Raw genomic sequence first — 20,813 nt, 5'->3', positions numbered from 1 at the left:
TATAGACAAAGGGAAATTAATTGTTTAAACTTTACAAAGTATTCATCATAATAGGTTATGAAAATAATAATTAGGGATTGGGAAATATTCATAATTAACTCAATTTAACTTTTAAATTTGAAAATTAGGAGGTTCATAATGGGGAAACTATTAAATTTGTTTCGTGATATGAAAGTAGCAAAAAAGCTATTAATTTCATTCTTTGTAATTTTAATTGCGGCTGTGTCTATTATCGGAGGCATGTCTTATCAAACAGCCAAAAAGAATTTTGAATCGCAAATTAAGAGTAGTGCCAACGACAATATAAAAATACTGGATAATTTAATCAATCAAATGATTGATGCAAAATTTAATGATGTGAATAATTTTGCACGGGTGATTCAGGGGAATATGTATCAAGGAGATAATCAGGATGAATTAAGGAAAATGTTATCTCAATATATAAATTTAAATAAAGATGTTGAACAAGTATATGTTGCCGGAAATGATAAAAAATTTGTACAAGAACCAAATATACAAATGGCAGCAGACTATGATCCAACAGAGCGTTCTTGGTATAAAGATGCGGTTGCAAAACAAGGTGGTATTGTTGTTACTGAGCCATATAAGGCAAAAGGAAATGGACATATTGTCGTAACAATCGCAAAACAAACAGAAGATAAAAATGGGGTTGTTGCGCTAGATTTAAGTTTAGATAATTTATTAAAAACATCAAAGTTAATTAATATTGGTAAAAAAGGATATGCCTTCATTTTAGATGGAAAGCAAAAAATAATTGCTCATCCACAAGAAAAATCAGGGGAAAAAGCGGCTGATTCTTGGGCAAAGAAAATTTATGAAGATAATCACGGTGCTTTTTCATATTCTTATGGCGGTAGTGAAAAGAATATGGTATTTGCTACAAATGTAAAAACAGGTTGGAAAATTGGTGGGACTATGTACTCAAGTGAAGTAATTGAAGCTGCTCAACCTGTATTTTATAATATGTTAATTGTTATGCTTATCTCATTAGTAATAGGTGGAGCACTTATTTATTTTGTAACACTTTCAATTACGAAGCCTTTAAAGAGATTAGTTGTTACCTCTAAAGAAATAAGTGAAGGGGATTTAACGCAAACAATTGAAATTCATTCTAATGATGAAATCGGCCAACTTGCTAAAGGATTTAATGAGATGACGAATTCGTTACGGACGTTAATCGGAAGAATTAACGATTCAGCTGGGCATGTTGCAGCGGCATCAGAAGAGCTAACTGCAAGTGTAAGGCAAGCAAGTGAAGCGACTGAGCAAATCACAATCGCAATGGATGAAATATCAAGTGGGGCAACGACGCAAACAACAAGCGTAGAAAATGGCGCTATGTTACTGTTTGATGTAACGGAAGGAATTCAGCATGTAGCAAATAGTTCATCATCTATTAATACGGCTTCTGCACATACTCGTGAAAAAGCAGAAGATGGTGGGAAACTAGTAGGAAGAACAGTAAACCAGATGCAGTCTATTGCAGAATCTGTGTCACAATCAGATGCAGTTATACAATTACTAAATAATAAATCAAAACAAATTGGTGATATTTTAGAAGTAATTCAAAATATTGCAGATCAAACAAACCTTCTAGCTTTAAATGCGGCGATTGAAGCCGCAAGAGCCGGTGAGCATGGAAGAGGTTTCGCAATTGTTGCAGATGAAGTGCGTAAATTGGCAGAGCAGTCTAGCGTATCTTCTAGTGAAATTAGTAAATTAATATGTGAAATACAAGATGATATGGGTAAGACAGTCAAATCTATGAATCATGTAAATGAGGAAGTTCAATCTGGACTTGTTATCGCAAATGAAACGAAGCAAAACTTTGCTGAAATTTTACAATCTACAAATGAAATAGCTAATCAAATTAAGACGATGGTTGAAACGGCTAATGGAATGTCAAAAGGGGCAAATGAAGTATCTATTTCGGTAGGACAAATTGCAATGACAGCGCAAAATAATGCAACAAGCACACAAAATGTTGCGGCTTCAGCTGAAGAACAGCTAGCTTCGATGGAGGAAATTGGATCCGCAGCGGGCACGTTATCTCAAATGGCTGAAGAGTTACAAGGACTAATTGACAGATTTAAAGTTTAATAGAGAACAGACTATCCTCTAGTAGCATTATGCCACTAGAGGGTAGTCTGTTTTATTGTGTAAAATCAAATAGGGATGTAGACTTTCTTTATGACGTTTAAAATGGCATTTTACATAATGTTTGTCGAAAAATAGAGGTATTTGTTAGCTTTGTGTATAATTATTAACGTATAGAATACAAATAAAAGGAGAGTATTATGGGAGTGTATTGGGGGACAAAAAGACATTCTTGGCTTAGTTACGTCTCATTTTGGCTAAGTATTTCATTTTTTATTGTTTTTCTAATTGAAGTGTTTATATTAAAAACACTTTCGAATAGCTCGGTACAAATTGTTAAATATTTTTATTTTATACTTGTACCAGTAAATATTTTTCTTAGTTTAAAGTTACTATTTAAGAAGAATGAAAAGAAAGCGTTACCTATTTTTAGTTTCATTGTCTCATTATTATTTGCAATTTTAATAATCGTATTAGTTTTAGCAGCTATAGGGAATTTCTTTTAAGGGGAGTGGTATAAGTCACTCTCCTTTTTTATTTGTGGTAGTCTTACTATATATAAAAGTATGAATGCTGTGAGCTAATAAAAGCGGAGAGTAGACAATATTTGCATGGATTAAAGCCTGACGCTATTTAAACTTGTAAGAGTGTATGGAGTAATGAGGTAATATACATAATAATGGAGATAGAATTAGTTATTTTATAAGTATCTATGAAGCAAATGAATACGGTAAGAACGGTGATATATGGTACAATAGCTATGGATAGTGATAGAGATAAAGGGTATATAAAATACTCATCGTTTTTTAGTAAGAGAGGGGTTATCTTATGCTATACGAGGATTTGGAGACATTATTTCAAACAGCTCCGAAAGAAGATAGAGGCGGATGGAAATATATAATCCAAGAACAAAATGATACATATAAAATTGTTGATGAAATACTGAAAAATCAAATGAGTGTCGAATTGTATTTTAATGAATACGATGAGGTGAAAATCACTTTATATAAAGATGGAATTCCCATTACGACTATACAAAGAATTGTGATTTCAAAAGTTGAATTAGACGAAGATGAAGAAGGTATTCAATTTGTTTTAGAGCGCATGCCTAGTCGAATGATCCGGTTGCAGTTAAAGCCGTATTTAGCATTAGAAATGGGACCGTACTGGGAAGTATGTGATGATTGTGAATGAACATAAAAAAGCATCCAATAACATGGATGCTTTTTTATGTTTTTTGAAGTTGTTTAAACGCAATGATTGGAAGTATAACAATACTTACCCATCCGATGATAGGATATAGAATATGAAGTAAGTCACTGTAACCGATGTAACTAAAGCAATAACTAATTAGTAAAATGAAGAAAATAATATTGTGATTTTTCCACCCAGTAATAGATTGCATCTGTTTTGTCATTCCGAACACATTACCAACTAAAGTTGTGAAAACTTCACCGAAAATAATGAGAACGAAGAAGAAGTGAAAAGTTGCATTAAATCTTCTTATGACTTCAGCCATTGGGATGTTATATTGATAAAATTGATCGACTGATAAGATTGCTAAATGGCTGCATAATAAAATTAAAGAAAGTCCAGCACCACCTAAAATCCCACCCCAAAAAATGGCTTTTCGATCCTTTACTTCACTGGCTAATGGGACGAGAACACTTTGGGCGAGAGAAAGATTTAAGGCGACATATGTAATAGGGCTAGTAATCCATTTCATATTCCAACTCTCTGCAGGAATAGTGTTATTAATGGAAGGTGTACCGTGAAAAAAGGTTGTAATAGCAAGTCCGATAATAAAAATCATCATAATAGGTACGACAAGTGTATTTACTTCAAAAACACCTTGTAATCCGCGGCTACTTATAATGAGACAAGCGATAACTGTAATGAGAATACCGAGTTGTCTTGGTAAGCGAAGTTGCTCTTCAAATACTGCACCAGCCCCTGATAACATAACGCTCGTTACACCGAATAAAACGAGTAATAATAATGTGTTTACAACATTCCCAAATACATCCCCAAATAAATATTTGTTAAATTCTTGCGCTGAAAATGCCCCGATTTGTGATGAAAGTAACATCATCTTTGTGCCGAGCCAAATAAAAAAAAATCCACTTACACATATGCCAATTGTCCCGTATAATCCATTCACTGTGAAAAATTCAACAATTTCTCGTCCAGTAGCAAATCCAGCTCCAACGACAGTTCCGATATAAGTAGCAGCTACTTTCTTTGCTACTTGCCATTGTTGATTGTCCATGTTATCCCTCTTTCTACTATGATGAGCTTGATGTACTATTATGCATATGTATGAGCTTGGACAATTAGACGTATGAAGTGTTTGAAAAAATACATGAATTAAATGATATTAGGGAAGTATTAAAGGTGTTAAAACTTTGTTACATATAAGCCGATTGTTCGAAAGGAAAGGGAATGTATGGTAAAATGTAATTAGGTTATTAAAAGATAAACATTACAAAATGATAAGAGGAGTGGATTGTATGAGTACGAAAACAAATGTTGTTGAAGTATTAAACAAGCAGGTAGCAAACTGGAATGTGTTATATGTGAAATTACATAATTATCACTGGTATGTGACAGGGCCACACTTCTTTACATTACATGAGAAATTTGAAGAGTTTTATAATGAAGCTGGAACGTATATTGATGAGTTAGCAGAACGTATTTTAGCTTTAGAAGGTAAACCATTAGCGACAATGAAAGAATATCTCGCAACATCTAGTGTCAGCGAAGGGACAAGCAAAGAATCTGCAGAAGAAATGGTGCAAACATTAGTGAATGATTATTCTGCACTTATTCAAGAATTAAAAGAAGGTATGGAAGTTGCGGGCGAAGCTGGCGATGAAACATCAGCTGACATGCTGTTAGCAATTCATACAACATTAGAACAACATGTATGGATGCTAAGTGCATTCTTAAAATAACGATAAAAAATATAAAGAAACCCATTGAAAAATTATTTCAATGGGTTTTTTTATGATTTTTCAGTTTTCTTTTATGCTATAATATAGTAAAAAGGAGGCGATGCGATGTTTCGCTTTTTCAGAACTGGAAAAGAAGAGCGGGAAATTACGAAAGATGAATTAGAACAAGCGATGGCTCAGTTTTTAGAAACGAATGCTAATATCGTTTATACAGTATTAGTAAATGAAGATTATACAGTAAATTATGATTTGTTAAAACCGTATTTACCTGCATTTCCAACAAATGATTTTCTCATAACGAAGGAAACGCTTGAGGTATTTGAACATACAGCAGAAAATTTAAACCTAGTGAAAGAAATTGATGTCGTACAAAAGGCAGTAGATCAATACGTAACAGAAAAAGAAATGTTCCCAATTGTTGAAGGTAGCGAAGATCGCCTCATATGCGGAATGAAACTAGGACCTTACTTAAATCGTAGCTTAAAAAGAGACTTATATATTTCAGAAAAACATTATTTAGTTTCAAGTAAACCAGATAGAAAAAAACAAAAGAGCGGGTAGACGTAATGAAAACAACAATACATATATTGTTGTCTTTTTTTGTTTGTTAAAATATTGACTTTTCAGTTTATTAATATTTATATTAAATGTATTGGACAGAGAAGGATAACTATTAAGTATCATTCGGAGAATAAGATATTGCTAGGGCGAGTTATATAAAATCTTCACAAAGTGGTATAAAGATTCGCAAAATAAATATTATAAAAAGTTTCGGGGGAATTGGTACATGAAAAATAGTATGACTTACATTCAATTATTAAATGAAACGTTACGTTGTTATGCAAATAAAGGAAGTTTTGAAGCGTACAATTATATAATGGAAAACGCTACAGGTGTAATAGGGAATGAGGCGCAAATATATAATTTTAAGTATGCGCTCGCAAGTGCATCAGGACTTGAAAAAGAAGCATTACATTTAATGAGGAAGGCCATTATAGAAAAGGGATTCTGGTATGGAAATGAATATTTAATTTCCGACGAAGATTTAAAATCACTACATAAATTTAAAGAATTTCATACAATGGTGCAATTATGTAAAGAAAGAGAAGAATTAGCACATAAAAAGGAAAGACCAGATGTGAAATATATATACAGCAAGAAAGAGGGGAAACTACTACTTACATTACATGGTGACCAAGAAAATATTCAAATAGTAGAGCCATATTGGAAATCAGTTTTGGCACAAGATTACACGTTAGCTTTACCACAGTCTTCACAAATTAAGTTTTCAGATGGATTTGTTTGGGATGATATAGAGAGAGGGAAAGAAGAATTAAAAGAGCATTACAATAATTTTATAGAAAATCATACAGTAGAAAATGTAATAATTGGTGGTTTTTCTGCAGGGGCAAGAGTAGCTTTATATACGATTTTGCAAAAAGATATAGATGTGGATGGTTTTGTTTTTATAGCACCGTGGCTTCCCGAGATTGAAGAATGGGATGAGTTGCTAAGAGTGCTGCAGGATAAACATATAAAAGGATATATAGTATGCGGGGATCAAGATGAAGATTGTTTCGAATCCACGCAGCAATTTGTACGATTATTAAGAGATAAGAATATAGAACATAAGTATAAAGTTGTGCCTAACTTAGATCATGATTATCCTATTAACTTTGATGAGCTATTAAAAGAAGCTATTGAATATATAGGAAATAAAAACAATAAGTAGTAAGAAAAAGAGATGCATCACTTGTGATGCATCTCTTTTTAGAGTTATAAATTAAAAGCATTTGCTAGTAAGCGATAAGACTTTAATTTATGTTCAAATTGATGGGTAATCGTGACAATCATAAATTCGTCAGTATTGTATGCTTTGCTTAAGTTTATTATTTTTTCTTTTACAGAAGACGGATCACCAACAATCATACGTTGACGATTTTCTTTTATACGGAATAAATCATAAGCACTGTATGAATAATTTTGAGCAGTTTCAATAGAAGGTGTACCAGTAGTTCGTTTTCCTTGCTCTAATAATAAGATTGATAAATCTAAACTAGAAGCAATTTTTTCCGCTTCTTCATTGGTTTCTCCGCATATAACAAAGATGGCAACGATTGAATTAGGCTTATCTCCTAAAAATGAAGGCTGATATTGTTCTTGGTAAGCCCTCATAACTTCAGGGCCTCCGAAGCCATTAATAAATTGTGCAAATGCGAAAGAAGCTCCGTTGTTTGCAGCAATTTTAGCGCTCTCTCCGCTAGAACCGAGCATCCACATTTCAGGAGATGTTGGGATAACTGGAGTGGCTTTTAAGTTTGCATAGTGATGGTTTTCTGGTATTTGATCATGTAAGTACATTGCAACGTCTGCAATTTGTTCTGGATATTGATCAAGTGAGACCATTTTCCCTTCTTGAAGTGCGCGAGTTGCTATTGGCATACCACCAGGAGCTCTACCAACACCGAGATCGATGCGGTTCGGATACAGTGCTTCTAGAACACGGAAATTCTCAGCAACTTTATATGGGCTATAATGTGGTAACATAATACCACCTGAACCGATTCTAATACGATCCGTTTTTGCGGCAATATGAGAAATAAGTATTTCTGGACTTGAACCAGCTAAGCTTACGGAATTATGATGTTCGGATACCCAAAAACGTGTGAATCCGAGTTTTTCAACTTCTTGTGCAAGCGTAACTGTATGTGAAAAAGCTTGGGCTGCTGTGCTACCATCTGAAATAGGTGATTGGTCTAATACACTTAACTTGATCATAGAATATACCTCTCAATCTTAATGTACATCCTATTATATATTTACTTATGAAAAATGCGTAGTGAAATGCTCAAAATGAAAAGCGGATAATCCTATTTCCACTTTTAACGAGAAAATCCGCGTTCATAATGATTCATTTCGACCAGATTTAAAATATATTCATAGTTGTCAATTTCACATTTTAGCTGTTCACGTTCTTTTTCAGATAGTGTCATATTGCTAAGTTTTTTACATAAGTTTTGTTTCTTTAATTCTAAATGCTTTTTTGTAGCGTGGTAATCATAAGTATGTTTCATTTTTTAGTCACTCCTTCGTTGTGGTTGCTATATTATACGAAGCATAAAGAAATATGAAATCTGTCGCTTATGTACTTTTAGTGAATATTCAAATTGCAATGGTGTTATGTTTATGGAGATTTATGAATAAAATGCACTAAACCACTAACGTCCATTTGATGAAGTAAGGGGTGGAATTGTGCAGAAAGATATAATGTATAACACTGAAATGGATGAAGCGTTAAAAGTTATAGATAAAGGATTGAAGAAGACGATAAATCCAAAACAAATTATTGTAGTGGGAGCTGGTATGGCTGGATTAGTTTCAGCATCTTTATTAAAGGCTGCAGGACATGATGTGAAAATTTTTGAAGCAAACAACCGGGTAGGTGGCCGTATAGAAACGGTTAGAATGGAAGATAACGGATTATATTTAGATGTCGGAGCAATGAGAATTCCGTATTCGCATACATTAACGATGGCCTATATAAGAAAATTTGGGCTACAGGTGAGTCCTTTTATTAATAGAAATGAGACGGATATTATATACGTAAATGGACGGAAAACGACGTTGAAACAATATGAAAAGGATCCAAGTATTTTAAGGTATCCTGTGGAAATGAATGAAGTGGGAAAAACGTCTGAAGAACTATTGTTATTAGCAGTACAGCCGATAATAAATTTTATTAAAAGAAATCCAGAGAAAAATTGGGATGTTGTAGTGAAGGATTTTGGGAGATATTCCACAGGACAATTTTTGAAGTATCACCCTTATCAGTATAATACTTACTTTTCGCCAGTAACAATTGAGATGATTGGTGTTCTATTAGATTTAGAAGGTTTTTTGGAACGATCGTTTGTAGAGACTTTACGCTTTCTATACATTATGCAAGAGGAGAGCGGATTTTGTGAAATTGTGGGCGGGAACGATAGATTGCCAAAGTCATTTTTACCGCAATTAGAAGAGAATATTATATATAATCAAAAATTAATGAAGCTACATCAACACGATAATGGTGTGACAGCTTTCTATCGGAACGAGGAAACTTTTGAATATAGCAGTATTACAGGAGATTTAGTTATTGTTACCATTCCGTTTTCGACAATGCGTTTTGTAGAAGTAGATCCGTTTGATTCTATATCTCATGAAAAATGGAAAGCAATTCGTGAATTACATTATATGCCTGCGACGAAAATAGGAATTCAATTTAAAAGCCGATTTTGGGAAGAACAAGGACAATTAGGTGGCAGAATTATAACAGATTTGCCAATTCGTTATGCCTATTATCCAAGTTATGGAATTGGTGAGAAAGGACCGGCTATGATGTTAGGTAGCTATACATGGTCTTATGACGCATTGTTATGGGATGGTTTATCAAAAGGTGATCGTATTTATTACGCATTACACAACTTAGCAACAATATTAGGTGGTCAAGTGTATGATGAGTTCATATCTGGAATATCAAAAAGCTGGACATTGGATCCGTATGCGCTTGGAGGATTTGCACTTTTTCAAGCAGGTCAAGAATCTGAGCTGCAACCAGCGATTGTCAAACCAGAGGGGAGAATATTCTTCGCTGGAGATCATACAACGCTATATCACGGATGGATTCAAGGTGCGATTGAATCTGGAATTCGTGTAGCGGAGGAAGTGAATGAGTAAAAGGTTTTCAATTCAGAAAATTCTTTACTATATAACTTGAGATGGATATTATTATATATAAAAGAATTATGGGGAGTGTTTACAGTGAATCCGTTATTATTCGATTTTCCTTCTGAATTTTATACTGACAGGCTTTTTATTCGAATGCCGAAACCAGGAGATGGTAAAGTTGTATATGATGCAATTCAAGCTTCAATACAAGAACTAAAACCTTGGATGGTGTTTGCACAAAAAGAGCAAACAGAGGAAGAAATAGAAGAGAGTATTAGAAAATCGCATATTCAATTTTTGCAACGTGAAGATTTAAGATTACTAGTATTTTCGAAAGAAACAGGTGCATTTATTGCTTCAGCCGGATTACATCGTATTAATTGGGATATACCTCAATTTGAAATCGGATATTGGATTGATACAAGGTTTAGCGGAAAAGGCTATATGGTAGAGGCTGCGAAAGGTATAACGGATTACGCTTTTTCTGAATTGAAAGCAAACCGTGTAGAAATTCGTTGTGATTCTTTAAATAAGAAGAGTAGAGCGATACCTGAGAAATTAGGCTTTAAGTTAGAAGGTACGTTAGAAAGTGCGAGTGTTGCGGTAGATGGAAACGGATTAAGGGATATGTGTGTATTTGCCATGACTAGAAATACATATGAAAAAGAAGAGCTGTAAGAAAACAGCTCTTCTTTTTATGCATTATGGTACAGGATGCCCATTAGAGCTTTCGAAAATTGTAAACCATTGTTGACGGTCTAAGTTAACGTTTGTAGCAAGAGCTGCCGTTTTTACGCGATCTAATTTACCAGAGCCAACGATTGGCATCATATTAGCTGGATGAGCAAGTAACCAAGCATACATAACCGTATCGATACTAGAAACACCTAGCTCAGTAGCAACTTTTTGCACAGTTTCGCGTACACGTACGGCACGTTCTGATTGACCAGTAAAAATTTCCCCACCAGCAAGAGGTGACCAAATCATTGGATTGATTCGTTTTTCTTGGCATAAATCAATTGTCCCTTTTTCAAAATGCTCAAGCTGCAATGCAGAAACTTCAATCTGGTTCGTAATAAGCGGGAAATCTAAGTACGAACTTAACATATTAAATTGTGAAGGTAAGAAGTTAGATACACCGAAGTGACGAACTTTTCCTTCTTGTTTTAATTGTGAAAATGCTTTTGCCACTTCATTTGGATTCATAAAAGGATCGGGACGATGAATAAGTAATACGTCAATATAATTTGTATGTAAATTTTTAAGTGATGCTTCTACACTTTGCATAATATGCTCTGCACTAGTATTGTAGTGAGCAACATATCGCTTTGGAAATTTCGGTGATGGGGGAGCGATTCCACACTTTGTAATAATTTGCATGTTTTCTCGTAAGGAAGGCTTTAATTGTAAAGCTTCTCCAAACAATCCTTCACACGTATATCCGCCGTAAATGTCAGCGTGATCAAAAGTAGTAATTCCCATATCCATACAATCTTCAATGAAAGAAAGTAATTCTTGTTTTGTCATATTCCATTCTGCTAAACGCCAAAATCCTTGAATAATACGAGAGAATTCTAGCGTTTCATTCATTTGAACTCGTTCCATTATAAGTACCCCCTTGATGAATAATAATGTTTTGAAAAGGCTTTCTTACTACATGTTATTATATAGTTAATTAGGTGTACAGACAATAAATATGTTTTGCTAAAAAAATGATTTTCTCTATATGATATAATATAGAAACATATAGCTATAAGGAGATGTAAGGAATGATTCCAGTAACAATATTAACTGGTTTTCTTGGATCAGGGAAAACGACTTTATTAAATCGTATTTTATCAGAAAATCACGGTAAGAAATTAGCGGTGATTGTAAATGAAATAGGACAAATTGGCATTGATAATCAGTTGATTATGAATGTGGAAGAAGAAATTATGGAAATGACAAACGGCTGTTTATGCTGTACTGTACGTGAAGATTTACTCGTTGCTTTAAAACAATTACTGGACGTAAAAGCAGAAGGGAAAATGGATTTTGATGGTTTAGTAATTGAAACGACTGGCCTTGCAAATCCAGGGCCGATTATTCAAACATTCTTTTTAGATCCAGTCATTCAATCTGCATACCAAATTAACGGTGTTGTAACAGTGGTAGATAGTTATCATATACATAAACATTTTGAAAAAGGATTAGAAGCAAAAGAGCAAATTGCGTTTGCTGATGTCGTTTTAGTAAATAAATTAGACTTAATTGAAGAGAATGAGAAAGAAAATCTCTTGCATGAAATTCAAGGAATTAACCCGACTGCAAAGTTAATTGAGGCGACTAACTGTGAGGTAGATATACCATCTTTATTACAAATCCAAACTTTTAAAACGAAAGATACGTTGCAAATTTACCCTCATAAAGAACATAATCACTTAGAAGGTGTGAAATCATTTGTATTACGTGAAGAACGTCCGCTGGATTTACAAAAGCTTAATGAGTGGATGTCAGCTGTCGTTCAAGAGCTAGGAGAATATTTATATCGTTACAAAGGAATTTTATCGATAGACGGAGTAGATAAACGTATCGTTTTCCAAGGTGTACATACGTTATTTGCCGCTTCGTACGATAGAGAGTGGCAAGAGGGCGAAGAGCGAGTAAGTGAAGTAGTTTTCATCGGAAGAGATATTAATAAAGAGTGGTTCCAAGAACATTTTGAAGAGTGTGTGAAATAAGTCTGCGTAAATTGCAGGCTTATTTTTATGAGCATTCTATTAGATTGCAAAACAGAATTAAATAAGGGAAAGAAACTAAAAATTGATACATGTATAATAAAAAGCCTGTTTTCACAGGCTTGTGTTTTCGTTTATTAGTAACTCCATTACAACACCTACAACTGGACCTTCATCATCAATATCACCATTTAATCGGAAACCAAATGATTCATACAGTCCCATTGCAAGTTTGTTGTCTGGATGTAAACTTAAGTAAATTATTTTGCATTCAAATTTTTCTTGTAAGAATTGAATGAGTAAGCGAAGGAAACGTTTTGCGTATCCTTTTCCTTGATATTGTTGGTCAATCATAAAGCGATCGAGCCATACACTTTTATGTTTTACTGAATACCATCCATACATTGCATAACCTACAAGTGTTTCTCCATCATATAAACCTACTGACGTTCCGTTTCCTTCATATAATGATTCTGCTAAAGAAAACGCGTTACTTTCAATAAATTGTTGCTGATCTTTTGCGACGTCTAAAGCAACTACTGAACGCCAATTTTTTGCTGTTACTTCACAAATGTGAAGATTCATAATTCCAACTCACCTTCTAAATTAATATAGCTTTAAAGCTAATATGGATAATTTTACTTGTTATTTTGGTCAAGTCAAGGATAAATACATAAAAAGGCAGCTGAATACTAGATTCAGCTGCCTAGAAAATATAATGGATTAGTTTGTTGCTTCTTTCAATGTGTTTACGTTTTCTTCCATTAAAGTGAAGTAATCTTTATTATTTTTTGCATCATCTTCAGAAACAGTAGCTAAGTGATTTAAGCGTAAAACTTTTGTACCAGTTTCTTTTTGAATAACAGATGCTACTTTTGGAGTAGAGAAAGTTTCGAATAAAATATATTTTAGATTATGTTCTTTTACTGTTTTTGTAATGTCAGCAAGCTGTTTTTGAGATGGTTCATCAGAAGCTGAAATTCCAGCGATAGGAATTTGTTTTAGGCCGTATCGTTGTTCCCAGTAACCATAGGCAGCATGAGAAACTAAAATTTCTTTCGTTTTTGCGTTCGCTACAGCTGCCTTAAATTGATCGTCTAAATCAGTAAATTTAGTTTGAAGTGCTGCGAAGTTTTTTTCGAATTCTTGTTTATGTTCAGGTTGTAATTCTACAAGTGCATTTTTAATTTTTTCTGCCTGTTTCATTGCTAGAGTAGGGTCTAACCAAATATGCGGGTCTTTATCGTGATGGTGTTCATCTTCTTTATGGCCATCTCCATGATCATGATGCTCTTCTTCAGTAGAAGCACGAAGCTCAATACCTTTAGATGCATTTACAATTTTAACATTTTCTTTTTGTAATGTTTTTTCCATTTTTTCAGCAAATGGTTCTAATTCAGCGCCGTTATAAACGAATAAATTGGCTTTTGCAACTTGTACTGTTTGTTTTTGACTTGGTTCAAATGTATGTGAATCTGCACCAGGTGGGTAAATTGCTTCAACATTTACATAGTTGCCACCGATTTTCTTTGCGAAATCAGCAAGTGGGAAAATCGTTGTATAAACTGTTAGCTTTCCATCTTTCTTGGCATTACTTTCTTTTTTATTTGAGCAGCCAGCGAAAATTAAGGTAAAAATAAGTAAGAATGAAAATATAGTCAATCTTTTAGGCATGAAGTTCTCCTCTTTTCTTTTTTACGGATATATTTTCCCCAATTATAGAAGAAAAATATCATTTTAATACAAAACGGAATAATTCCGTTTTAGTTTGCGAACTTAGTATAATACATCTTTAATAAAGTTGCAATAAATAATAATCATTCCGATTTGTTTTTGTTATAAAGTTGTCAAATATAGGTGTATTATTTTTGCAAATGCATGCATATGTGACAACGCTGTTTTCATATATTGAAAAGGAGGTAAAGAGGGGGATGAGCGCTTGGGTTACTTAATGGAAGCTATTTTATTAATATTAGCGGTAGTATTGCCATTATCTTTCGTATTAATTTTTTTAAGAAGATTAATAAGTAATTTAGGGGACGCTACAACAATAACGAAATTACAAGAGAGAGATGAGAAAAAAGAGTGAGTAAAGCACTATGCGTACGCATAGTGTTTTACTTGTGGTAAAATAAGAGCAGGAAACTCCTAAAGGTTGTATTTTACTGAAGGAGAGAAAAGTAAAATAAGAGGTATATGCATATATGAATAAGCGAACAGCGTTAATACTTGGTGCAAGTGGTTTAGTTGGACAAGAGATAACGCGTCTATTACTTGAATCAGATTACTACGATTCGGTTACTATTTTTGTAAGAGAGCCAATGCAATTGCAACATGAGAAGTTACAGCAGAAACAAGTTGATTTTTCGATATTAGAGGAATATAAAGAGTTCTTTGCTGTGGATGATGTTTTTAGTTGCTTAGGAACAACAATAAAAAAAGCAAAAACAAAAGCAAATTTTAAAAAAGTAGATTATGAATATACGTTACGAGCTGCTTGTTTAGCTGAAAAACAAGGAGTACAAAATTTCCTTGTCGTGTCTTCTATGGGAGCGAATCCTAAAGCATTTTTCTTTTATTCACAAGTGAAAGGAAAAATGGAAGAAGAATTGCAAAAGTTAGTGATCGGTGGTATTCACATTTTTAGACCATCATTATTAGTAGGAAATCGACAAGAATTTCGTTTCGGTGAACGAATGGCTGAAAAGTTATCTCGTATTATTCCTTTTATCTTTAAAGGAGCTTTCAAAAAGTATAAACCAATTTCAGCTAAAGATGTGGCGAAAGGGATGTATATAACCGCGCTGCGAGAAGAATCGGGTATCCATACTTATAATTCAAATGAAATTACAACGATAGAATAAATAAAACCGAGAAGAATGACTTCTCGGTTTTATTTATTCGTATGAATTTTTCCTGGTGCTCGCTTATATTGGTGAGGTTCTTGCAATTCAAAGCCAAGTTCATTGGCTGCTATTCTTGGGAAGTACGGATTGCGAAGTAACTCACGTCCGATAAAAATTAAATCTGCTTCGTTATTATTTAAAATTTGCTCTGCTTGTACTCCGGTCGTAATTAATCCAACTGCACCAGTTGCAATGTTAGCATGCTCTTTAATATGTTTAGCATATTGTACTTGATACCCAGGATAAACATCGATGCGTGCAGGGACAACAGCCCCAGAGCTACAATCAATTAAATCTACTCCTTGTTCTTTCATCCATTTTGTATACTGAACATAATCTTGAACTGTTAACCCGTCAGGATGATAATCATTTGCTGAAATACGGACAAATAACGGTCCGTTCCAAACTTCATTTATCGAGTCAATGATTTCGCGTAAGAAACGATAGCGGTTTTCAGGTGAACCACCATATTCATCAGTCCGCTTATTGGAAAGCGGAGAAAGAAATTCATTAATAAGATAACCGTGAGCACCGTGTATTTCAATAACATCAAATCCAGCTTGTTTTGATCGTACTGCAGCTTGCTGAAAAGCTAATACAGTATCTTTAATTTGGTGTTTGCTCATTTCTATTGGCATTTTCATTGTTTCATTAAATGGAATGGCTGAAGGAGCTAACGCATCTGTTTCTAATTCAGCTTTTCTTCCGGCGTGAGCGAGTTGAATGGCAGCTTTTGCACCGTTATCATGTATAAAAGTAGTCGTTTTATGTAAGCCTTCAATTAAGTTGTCATCCCAAATGCCCAAGTCTTTGTTAGAAATTCGTCCTTCAGCTAACACCGCAGTTGCTTCAACCATAACTAAACCTACTTGGCCAGCAGCGCGAGTTCCATAATGAATGAGATGAAAATTCGTAACGCTGCCATCCTCACTCCCTGATGAATACATACACATAGGCGACATAACGATACGATTTTTTAGTGTAACGTTCTTAATTGTATAAGGTGAAAAAAGCTTGGAATTCATCAAATAGCCTCCTTGATTGAATTTTCTTATATTTTACCATTCTCTTTTTTGTTTCTCTAATAAAACGCTTATACGAAAAATTTTGTATATTCGTGTTACAATGACTAATATGAACTGAATTGGAGGATGGCATATGTACCAGGCTTATTATGAAAGCGAAGTAGGTTTGCTTGAAATTACAGCGAATCAAGAAGGAATTACGTCTGTTATATTTGTTGATGAACGACAAGAAGAAAATAAAAATGAAATGATAGAACAATGTATAAATGAGTTAGATGAATATTTTAAAGGGAAAAGAAAAGAGTTTACGGTCCCGCTGTCTGCAGAGGGAACAGCATTTCAAAAAAATGTATGGGATGCACTTTATACTATTCCATACGGCGTAAGTGCTTCATATTTAGATATTGCAGAGAAAGTTGGAAATATAAAAGCTGTACGGGCAATAGGAGGGGCGAATAGTCGGAATCCAATTTCAATAATTGTTCCATGTCACCGTGTAATAGGAAAGAGTGGAAAGCTTGTTGGATATGCTGGTGGTTTATGGAGGAAAGAGTGGTTATTAAAACACGAAGGTATTTTGAAATGACGTATGGATGGGAAGAGGGATTGTTTTGAAATGTATAAATTGTGGGCAACCTTGCGAGGAGGAACAGTTAAATTGTGCAAGTTGTCAGCGAAACTTGGATAATGAACAAGATGAAGGTAGCTCGTTAATAGATAAAGAACTGGAAGTATATGTAGGGAGACAATATCCGTATTATCAAAGGAAATGGGAGCTTGAGAATAAGCGGATTGCTAGGTGGAGCTGGAATGGTTGGGCTGCTATTTTCAATATAGGCTGGCTAGGATATCGTAAATATTATATACCAGCTGCTTTATTTATGCTGTTATTAGTAGCTTGTGATGCATTTTCGTACTATATGGGATTTAATGTAGCGTTGCCAATCATTAATATGGTGCCTCTGACGTTTTTATTACTCATTTTTATTCTGTTTGGAATGGGGATTTTTGCAAATGGATTATACTATCAATTTGCGGAAAGACGTATATACCGAATAAAAGCAAGAGAAATAAAAGATAAATCAGTTGAAAACTATCTAATCAATGATAGCGGCGGAACGAGCAAAATGGGAGCGACAATTGTTACTATTTTAGCAGTTGCTAGCATATTTTTTAGTCATTTCTTTTTTCCGACTGATCGAGACGTTATTCAAAAGGTTCGTACAAGCTCGCTTTATGAATATCCTTTCTTTTCAATAGGTGAATCTTTCGAAAATTATTTTCAAAATTCAGGTTGGATATATTATCGTGGAACGGAAGGGTTAGAATTAGTAGAATTCCAAGGATATAACACCGGAACGCCAAGACAAAAGGTGAAGATTCAATTTGTTGTCGATTATAAATTAGGTGAAGTGGAACCATACTCACTTATGGTTAATGGTGAATCTAAAACTGAAGAAGAGTTTTTGAAGCTGATGGAAGAAATATTTAAAGTTCAAAATCCATTTGATATAGAGGATGGATTACAAGTAAATGCTATTTAAAAAAGCGGTTGGAAAGAAATTTCTAACCGCTTTTTTCTATGTTTGTAAAAATAAATATTTAAAATAATCAGAATCTTTTGTATAATAAAATATATTAAATAGGATTTAACTTATACATATAGATTGGGGGAAGGAAGAATGAAGAGAAAGACAACAACAATTGCTGCACTTGCATTGACGACGAGTGTATTGGTTGCGGGATGTGGGAATGGTGAGAAGGCTTCGACAACGAAGAAAGAATCGAATAAGGGAATGGCAGATAAACAAGTTTTAAATTTACTAGAAACAGCTGAAATTCCTTCAATGGATACATCTAAATCAACGGATTCTGTATCTTTCCGTGTATTTGTAAATGCAATGGAAGGTTTATATCGTCTAGATAAAGATAATAAACCAACACCAGGCATGGCAAAAGATGTGAAGATTAGTGAAGATAAAAAGACATATACATTTGAATTACGTGATGCGAAATGGTCAAATGGTGATCCAGTTCGAGCACAAGATTTTGTATATGCATGGCAACGTACATTAGATAAAGCATTAGCGGCAGAATATGCATTCATTTTATTTGATGTGAAAAATGCACAGAAAGTAAATAAAGGTGAATTACCAGCAGATCAATTGGGTGTTAAAGCGAAGGATGATAAAACGTTGGTAGTAGAATTAGAGCAACCAGCACCTTATTTTCTTGAGCTTACGTCGTTCCCTACATTTTTCCCATTAAATGAAAAATATGTGAAAGAGCAAGGAGATAAATACGGATTAGAAGCAGATAAATTATTATATAATGGACCATTTACAATGAGTCAATGGAAACATGAACAAAATTATCAGTTGAAGAAAAATCCTAATTATTGGGATAAAGATACTGTAAAATTAGACGAAATTAATGTAAGTATTGTGAAGGAAACAAGCACGGGAGTAAATTTATATGATAGTGATCAAGCAGATCGAGTTATTTTAACTTCTGAATTTGTTGATAAATATAAAAAGAATAAGCCAGATGAATTTAAAACGAAGTTAGATCCACGCATATATTTCTTGCGTTTTAACCAAAAAAATGCAACATTTAAAAACCAAAAAGTACGTGAAGCGATTGATTTAGCATACGATAAAAAAGGAATTGCTGATGTCATTTTAAATGACGGTTCATTGCCAGCATATTTCTTAGTACCTGAAAAATTCACGACAGGTCCGGATGGAAAAGATTTCCGCTCTGTAAATAAAAACTTCCGTGATAGTAAAGATAATGCAGAGAAAGCAAAAAAATTATGGGAAGAAGCGAAGAAAGAGCTTGGTCAAGATACAATTACAGTTGAATTACTAAACGATGATAACGGTAGCCGGAAAAAAGTGGGTGACTTTATTAAGGAAGAACTAGAGAAAAACTTGCCTGGTATTAAAGTGAATTTGAAACAGCAACCATACAAGCAAAAGCTAGATTTAGAAAAGAAATTCCAATATGAATTCTCATTATCTGCATGGAGCCCTGATTATCCGGATCCAATGACTTATATTGATATGTTTGTTACTGGAAGCTCATTTAATGAAATGGATTATTCTAATCCGAAGTATGATGATTTAGTAGCGAAATCAAAAGGAGAGCTATTAAAAGATGATAAAGCACGCTGGAATGCACTTGCGGAAGCTGAAAAAATCTTAATTGGTCAAGACGCAGCAATTTCTCCTACGTACCAACAAAGTACAGCTTATTTAGAGAAGCCATTTGTAAAAGGTATTGCTAATCATACGTTTGGCGGGGACTTCAGTTATAAATGGGCATATATTACAAAAAAATAGTATAATAAAAGATGAGTGAATTTTCGCTCATCTTTTATTTGTATAAGGAGGAATTATAGTTGTTAAGGGGAATCAATCATATTTGTTTTTCGGTATCTAATTTAGAAAACTCTATTATGTTTTATGAAAAAGTATTAGAAGGAGAATTATTAGTTAAAGGAAGAAAATTGGCTTATTTTAACATATGTGGAGTATGGATAGCGCTTAATGAAGAGACGCATATTCCGAGAAATGAGATTCATCAATCTTATACGCACATTGCATTTTCTGTTGAACGAGAAGACTTTGAATGTTTAATACAGCGCTTAGAAGAAAATGATGTTCATATTTTACAAGGAAGAGAACGTGATATCAGAGATTGTGAATCTATATACTTTGTTGATCCTGACGGTCATAAATTTGAGTTTCACTCAGGGACACTGCAAGACCGTTTAAATTATTATAGGGATGAGAAACCTCATATGACATTTTATTAGGGAGGGATAGCATTTGCATGCACTTGTAATTGGTGGAACAGGAATGCTAAAGAAAGTTTCTATGTGGCTTTGTGAGAAAGGATTTTATGTTTCTATTATCGGGAGAGATGAAGTGAATTTAGAAAATGTTAAGCGAATGAGTTCTGCACCAGAAAATATTACATGCCTTTCGTTAGATTATCATAATGATGAAGATGTAAAGCTAGCTATTAAAAGTACAATTGAGAAAAATGGCCCGATCACATTAGTTGTTGCATGGGTACACACAAGTGCAAAGCATGCACTATCAAATATTTGTAAAGAACTAGATTTGTCGTCTAAAACATATAGTTTATTTCATATTTTAGGTAGTAAAGCATCACGTATGCCTGCACAAAAAATAGGAAGTACGCAATGTATTTATTATAGAATTATTTTAGGTTTTATTTTAGAAGATACATATGGAAGATGGCTTACGCATGAAGAGATAGCTGATGGAGTTATAAAAGGGATTGAAAGTAAACGAGCAGAGTGGATTGTAGGGAGAGTTGAACCGTGGGAATTACGACCAACATGGTGAGGGGGAG

23 protein-coding genes and 1 pseudogene are annotated in these 20,813 nt (G+C 34.0%); 17 read left to right on the top strand and 7 right to left on the bottom strand.

Features of this window, described 5'->3' with window-relative positions; translation table 11 throughout:
• Positions 1 to 138 precede the first annotated feature (138 nt).
• The 4 genes and pseudogenes from DN400_RS30325 to DN400_RS22500 all read left to right on the top strand — a co-directional run.
• A pseudogene (locus DN400_RS30325) lies at positions 139 to 1,179 on the top strand (HAMP domain-containing protein); the annotation flags it as partial.
• Complete coding sequence (locus DN400_RS30320; protein ID WP_406566133.1) at positions 1,174 to 2,121, top strand: methyl-accepting chemotaxis protein; 948 nt, start codon at positions 1,174 to 1,176, stop codon at positions 2,119 to 2,121. The pseudogene DN400_RS30325 and the gene DN400_RS30320, both read left to right, overlap by 6 nt.
• A gap of 197 nt (positions 2,122 to 2,318) precedes the next feature.
• Entirely contained in the window at positions 2,319 to 2,624 is a 306-nt protein-coding gene (locus tag DN400_RS22505; RefSeq protein ID WP_000539572.1) for a hypothetical protein, read from the top strand.
• Positions 2,625 to 2,946: 322 nt separating this feature from the next.
• The gene (locus tag DN400_RS22500) at positions 2,947 to 3,312 is read left to right on the top strand and encodes a DUF3979 family protein (RefSeq protein ID WP_000965063.1); all 366 of its coding nucleotides are present in this window, start codon (positions 2,947 to 2,949) and stop codon (positions 3,310 to 3,312) included.
• A 34-nt stretch (positions 3,313 to 3,346) separates the two neighbouring features.
• Here DN400_RS22500 and DN400_RS22495 read toward each other — a convergent pair whose 3' ends face one another.
• Positions 3,347 to 4,387: a YkvI family membrane protein gene (locus DN400_RS22495; RefSeq protein WP_000370207.1), complete on the bottom strand. Its 1,041-nt coding sequence runs from the start codon at positions 4,385 to 4,387 to the stop codon at positions 3,347 to 3,349.
• 241 nt (positions 4,388 to 4,628) lie between these two features.
• Between DN400_RS22495 and DN400_RS22490 the strand changes: the two genes are divergently transcribed.
• The 3 genes from DN400_RS22490 to DN400_RS22480 all read left to right on the top strand — a co-directional run bounded on the left by DN400_RS22490 (position 4,629) and on the right by DN400_RS22480 (position 6,804).
• Positions 4,629 to 5,072 (top strand): Dps family protein, encoded by a 444-nt coding sequence (locus DN400_RS22490; RefSeq protein ID WP_000105199.1) that lies wholly within the window; start codon positions 4,629 to 4,631, stop codon positions 5,070 to 5,072.
• Positions 5,073 to 5,177: 105 nt separating this feature from the next.
• Positions 5,178 to 5,633, top strand: a complete 456-nt coding sequence (locus DN400_RS22485; protein ID WP_000488209.1) for a DUF3939 domain-containing protein — start codon at positions 5,178 to 5,180, stop codon at positions 5,631 to 5,633.
• A gap of 226 nt (positions 5,634 to 5,859) precedes the next feature.
• The gene (locus DN400_RS22480; protein WP_147801946.1) at positions 5,860 to 6,804 is read left to right on the top strand and encodes an alpha/beta hydrolase; all 945 of its coding nucleotides are present in this window, start codon (positions 5,860 to 5,862) and stop codon (positions 6,802 to 6,804) included.
• Between the two features lie 44 nt (positions 6,805 to 6,848).
• Here DN400_RS22480 and DN400_RS22475 read toward each other — a convergent pair whose 3' ends face one another.
• Together DN400_RS22475 and DN400_RS22470 are read right to left on the bottom strand one after the other, a co-directional pair.
• Positions 6,849 to 7,850, bottom strand: a complete 1,002-nt coding sequence (locus DN400_RS22475) for an LLM class flavin-dependent oxidoreductase (protein WP_098675058.1) — start codon at positions 7,848 to 7,850, stop codon at positions 6,849 to 6,851.
• Between the two features lie 104 nt (positions 7,851 to 7,954).
• Entirely contained in the window at positions 7,955 to 8,146 is a 192-nt protein-coding gene (locus DN400_RS22470) for a DUF3896 domain-containing protein (protein WP_000683366.1), read from the bottom strand.
• A gap of 178 nt (positions 8,147 to 8,324) precedes the next feature.
• Between DN400_RS22470 and DN400_RS22465 the strand changes: the two genes are divergently transcribed.
• Complete coding sequence (locus DN400_RS22465) at positions 8,325 to 9,788, top strand: flavin monoamine oxidase family protein (RefSeq protein ID WP_065228695.1); 1,464 nt, start codon at positions 8,325 to 8,327, stop codon at positions 9,786 to 9,788.
• Positions 9,789 to 9,872: 84 nt separating this feature from the next.
• Positions 9,873 to 10,457 (top strand): GNAT family N-acetyltransferase, encoded by a 585-nt coding sequence (locus DN400_RS22460; protein WP_071714400.1) that lies wholly within the window; start codon positions 9,873 to 9,875, stop codon positions 10,455 to 10,457.
• A gap of 24 nt (positions 10,458 to 10,481) precedes the next feature.
• Here the strand turns inward: DN400_RS22460 and DN400_RS22455 are convergent, their stop codons facing one another.
• A complete protein-coding gene (locus DN400_RS22455; protein WP_071714399.1) occupies positions 10,482 to 11,384 on the bottom strand; it encodes an aldo/keto reductase in 903 nt (300 codons plus the stop codon).
• A 164-nt stretch (positions 11,385 to 11,548) separates the two neighbouring features.
• Between DN400_RS22455 and DN400_RS22450 the strand changes: the two genes are divergently transcribed.
• Entirely contained in the window at positions 11,549 to 12,499 is a 951-nt protein-coding gene (locus DN400_RS22450) for a CobW family GTP-binding protein (protein ID WP_000613422.1), read from the top strand.
• A gap of 111 nt (positions 12,500 to 12,610) precedes the next feature.
• On the opposite strand, the gene DN400_RS22445 is transcribed toward DN400_RS22450, so the two are convergent.
• Both DN400_RS22445 and DN400_RS22440 read right to left on the bottom strand, forming a co-directional pair.
• Positions 12,611 to 13,081, bottom strand: coding sequence for a GNAT family N-acetyltransferase (locus tag DN400_RS22445; RefSeq protein WP_065228698.1), 471 nt, complete (start codon positions 13,079 to 13,081; stop codon positions 12,611 to 12,613).
• A gap of 138 nt (positions 13,082 to 13,219) precedes the next feature.
• On the bottom strand, positions 13,220 to 14,170 hold the full coding sequence (locus DN400_RS22440) for a metal ABC transporter substrate-binding protein (protein ID WP_071714398.1): 951 nt from the start codon (positions 14,168 to 14,170) through the stop codon (positions 13,220 to 13,222).
• A gap of 265 nt (positions 14,171 to 14,435) precedes the next feature.
• Here DN400_RS22440 and DN400_RS29615 point away from each other — a divergent pair, with 265 nt between their 5' ends.
• A complete protein-coding gene (locus DN400_RS29615) occupies positions 14,436 to 14,585 on the top strand; it encodes a hypothetical protein (RefSeq protein WP_000540932.1) in 150 nt (49 codons plus the stop codon).
• Positions 14,586 to 14,700: 115 nt separating this feature from the next.
• A complete protein-coding gene (locus DN400_RS22435) occupies positions 14,701 to 15,360 on the top strand; it encodes an oxidoreductase (protein WP_147801945.1) in 660 nt (219 codons plus the stop codon).
• A gap of 29 nt (positions 15,361 to 15,389) precedes the next feature.
• Here DN400_RS22435 and namA read toward each other — a convergent pair whose 3' ends face one another.
• Complete coding sequence (gene namA / locus DN400_RS22430; RefSeq protein ID WP_071714397.1) at positions 15,390 to 16,427, bottom strand: NADPH dehydrogenase NamA; 1,038 nt, start codon at positions 16,425 to 16,427, stop codon at positions 15,390 to 15,392.
• Between the two features lie 133 nt (positions 16,428 to 16,560).
• Between namA and DN400_RS22425 the strand changes: the two genes are divergently transcribed.
• The 5 genes from DN400_RS22425 to DN400_RS22405 all read left to right on the top strand — a co-directional run bounded on the left by DN400_RS22425 (position 16,561) and on the right by DN400_RS22405 (position 20,806).
• Positions 16,561 to 17,013, top strand: a complete 453-nt coding sequence (locus DN400_RS22425; RefSeq protein WP_000283912.1) for a methylated-DNA--[protein]-cysteine S-methyltransferase — start codon at positions 16,561 to 16,563, stop codon at positions 17,011 to 17,013.
• A 7-nt stretch (positions 17,014 to 17,020) separates the two neighbouring features.
• Complete coding sequence (locus DN400_RS22420) at positions 17,021 to 17,971, top strand: DUF2628 domain-containing protein (RefSeq protein ID WP_075720181.1); 951 nt, start codon at positions 17,021 to 17,023, stop codon at positions 17,969 to 17,971.
• Positions 17,972 to 18,109: 138 nt separating this feature from the next.
• Complete coding sequence (locus tag DN400_RS22415; protein WP_000824276.1) at positions 18,110 to 19,771, top strand: peptide ABC transporter substrate-binding protein; 1,662 nt, start codon at positions 18,110 to 18,112, stop codon at positions 19,769 to 19,771.
• A 59-nt stretch (positions 19,772 to 19,830) separates the two neighbouring features.
• A complete protein-coding gene (gene fosB, locus DN400_RS22410) occupies positions 19,831 to 20,247 on the top strand; it encodes a FosBx1 family fosfomycin resistance bacillithiol transferase (protein WP_000943771.1) in 417 nt (138 codons plus the stop codon).
• 13 nt (positions 20,248 to 20,260) lie between these two features.
• Positions 20,261 to 20,806: a short-chain dehydrogenase gene (locus tag DN400_RS22405; protein WP_016512982.1), complete on the top strand. Its 546-nt coding sequence runs from the start codon at positions 20,261 to 20,263 to the stop codon at positions 20,804 to 20,806.
• Positions 20,807 to 20,813: the final 7 nt, after the last annotated feature.

Origin of the sequence: Bacillus sp. AR8-1 (assembly GCF_008042345.1) — a bacterium.
In the GTDB taxonomy this organism is placed as follows: Bacteria; Bacillota; Bacilli; order Bacillales; family Bacillaceae_G; genus Bacillus_A; species Bacillus_A cereus.
Note: the sequence above shows the minus strand (reverse complement) of the source record. Positions and strands in the feature narration are given on the sequence as shown.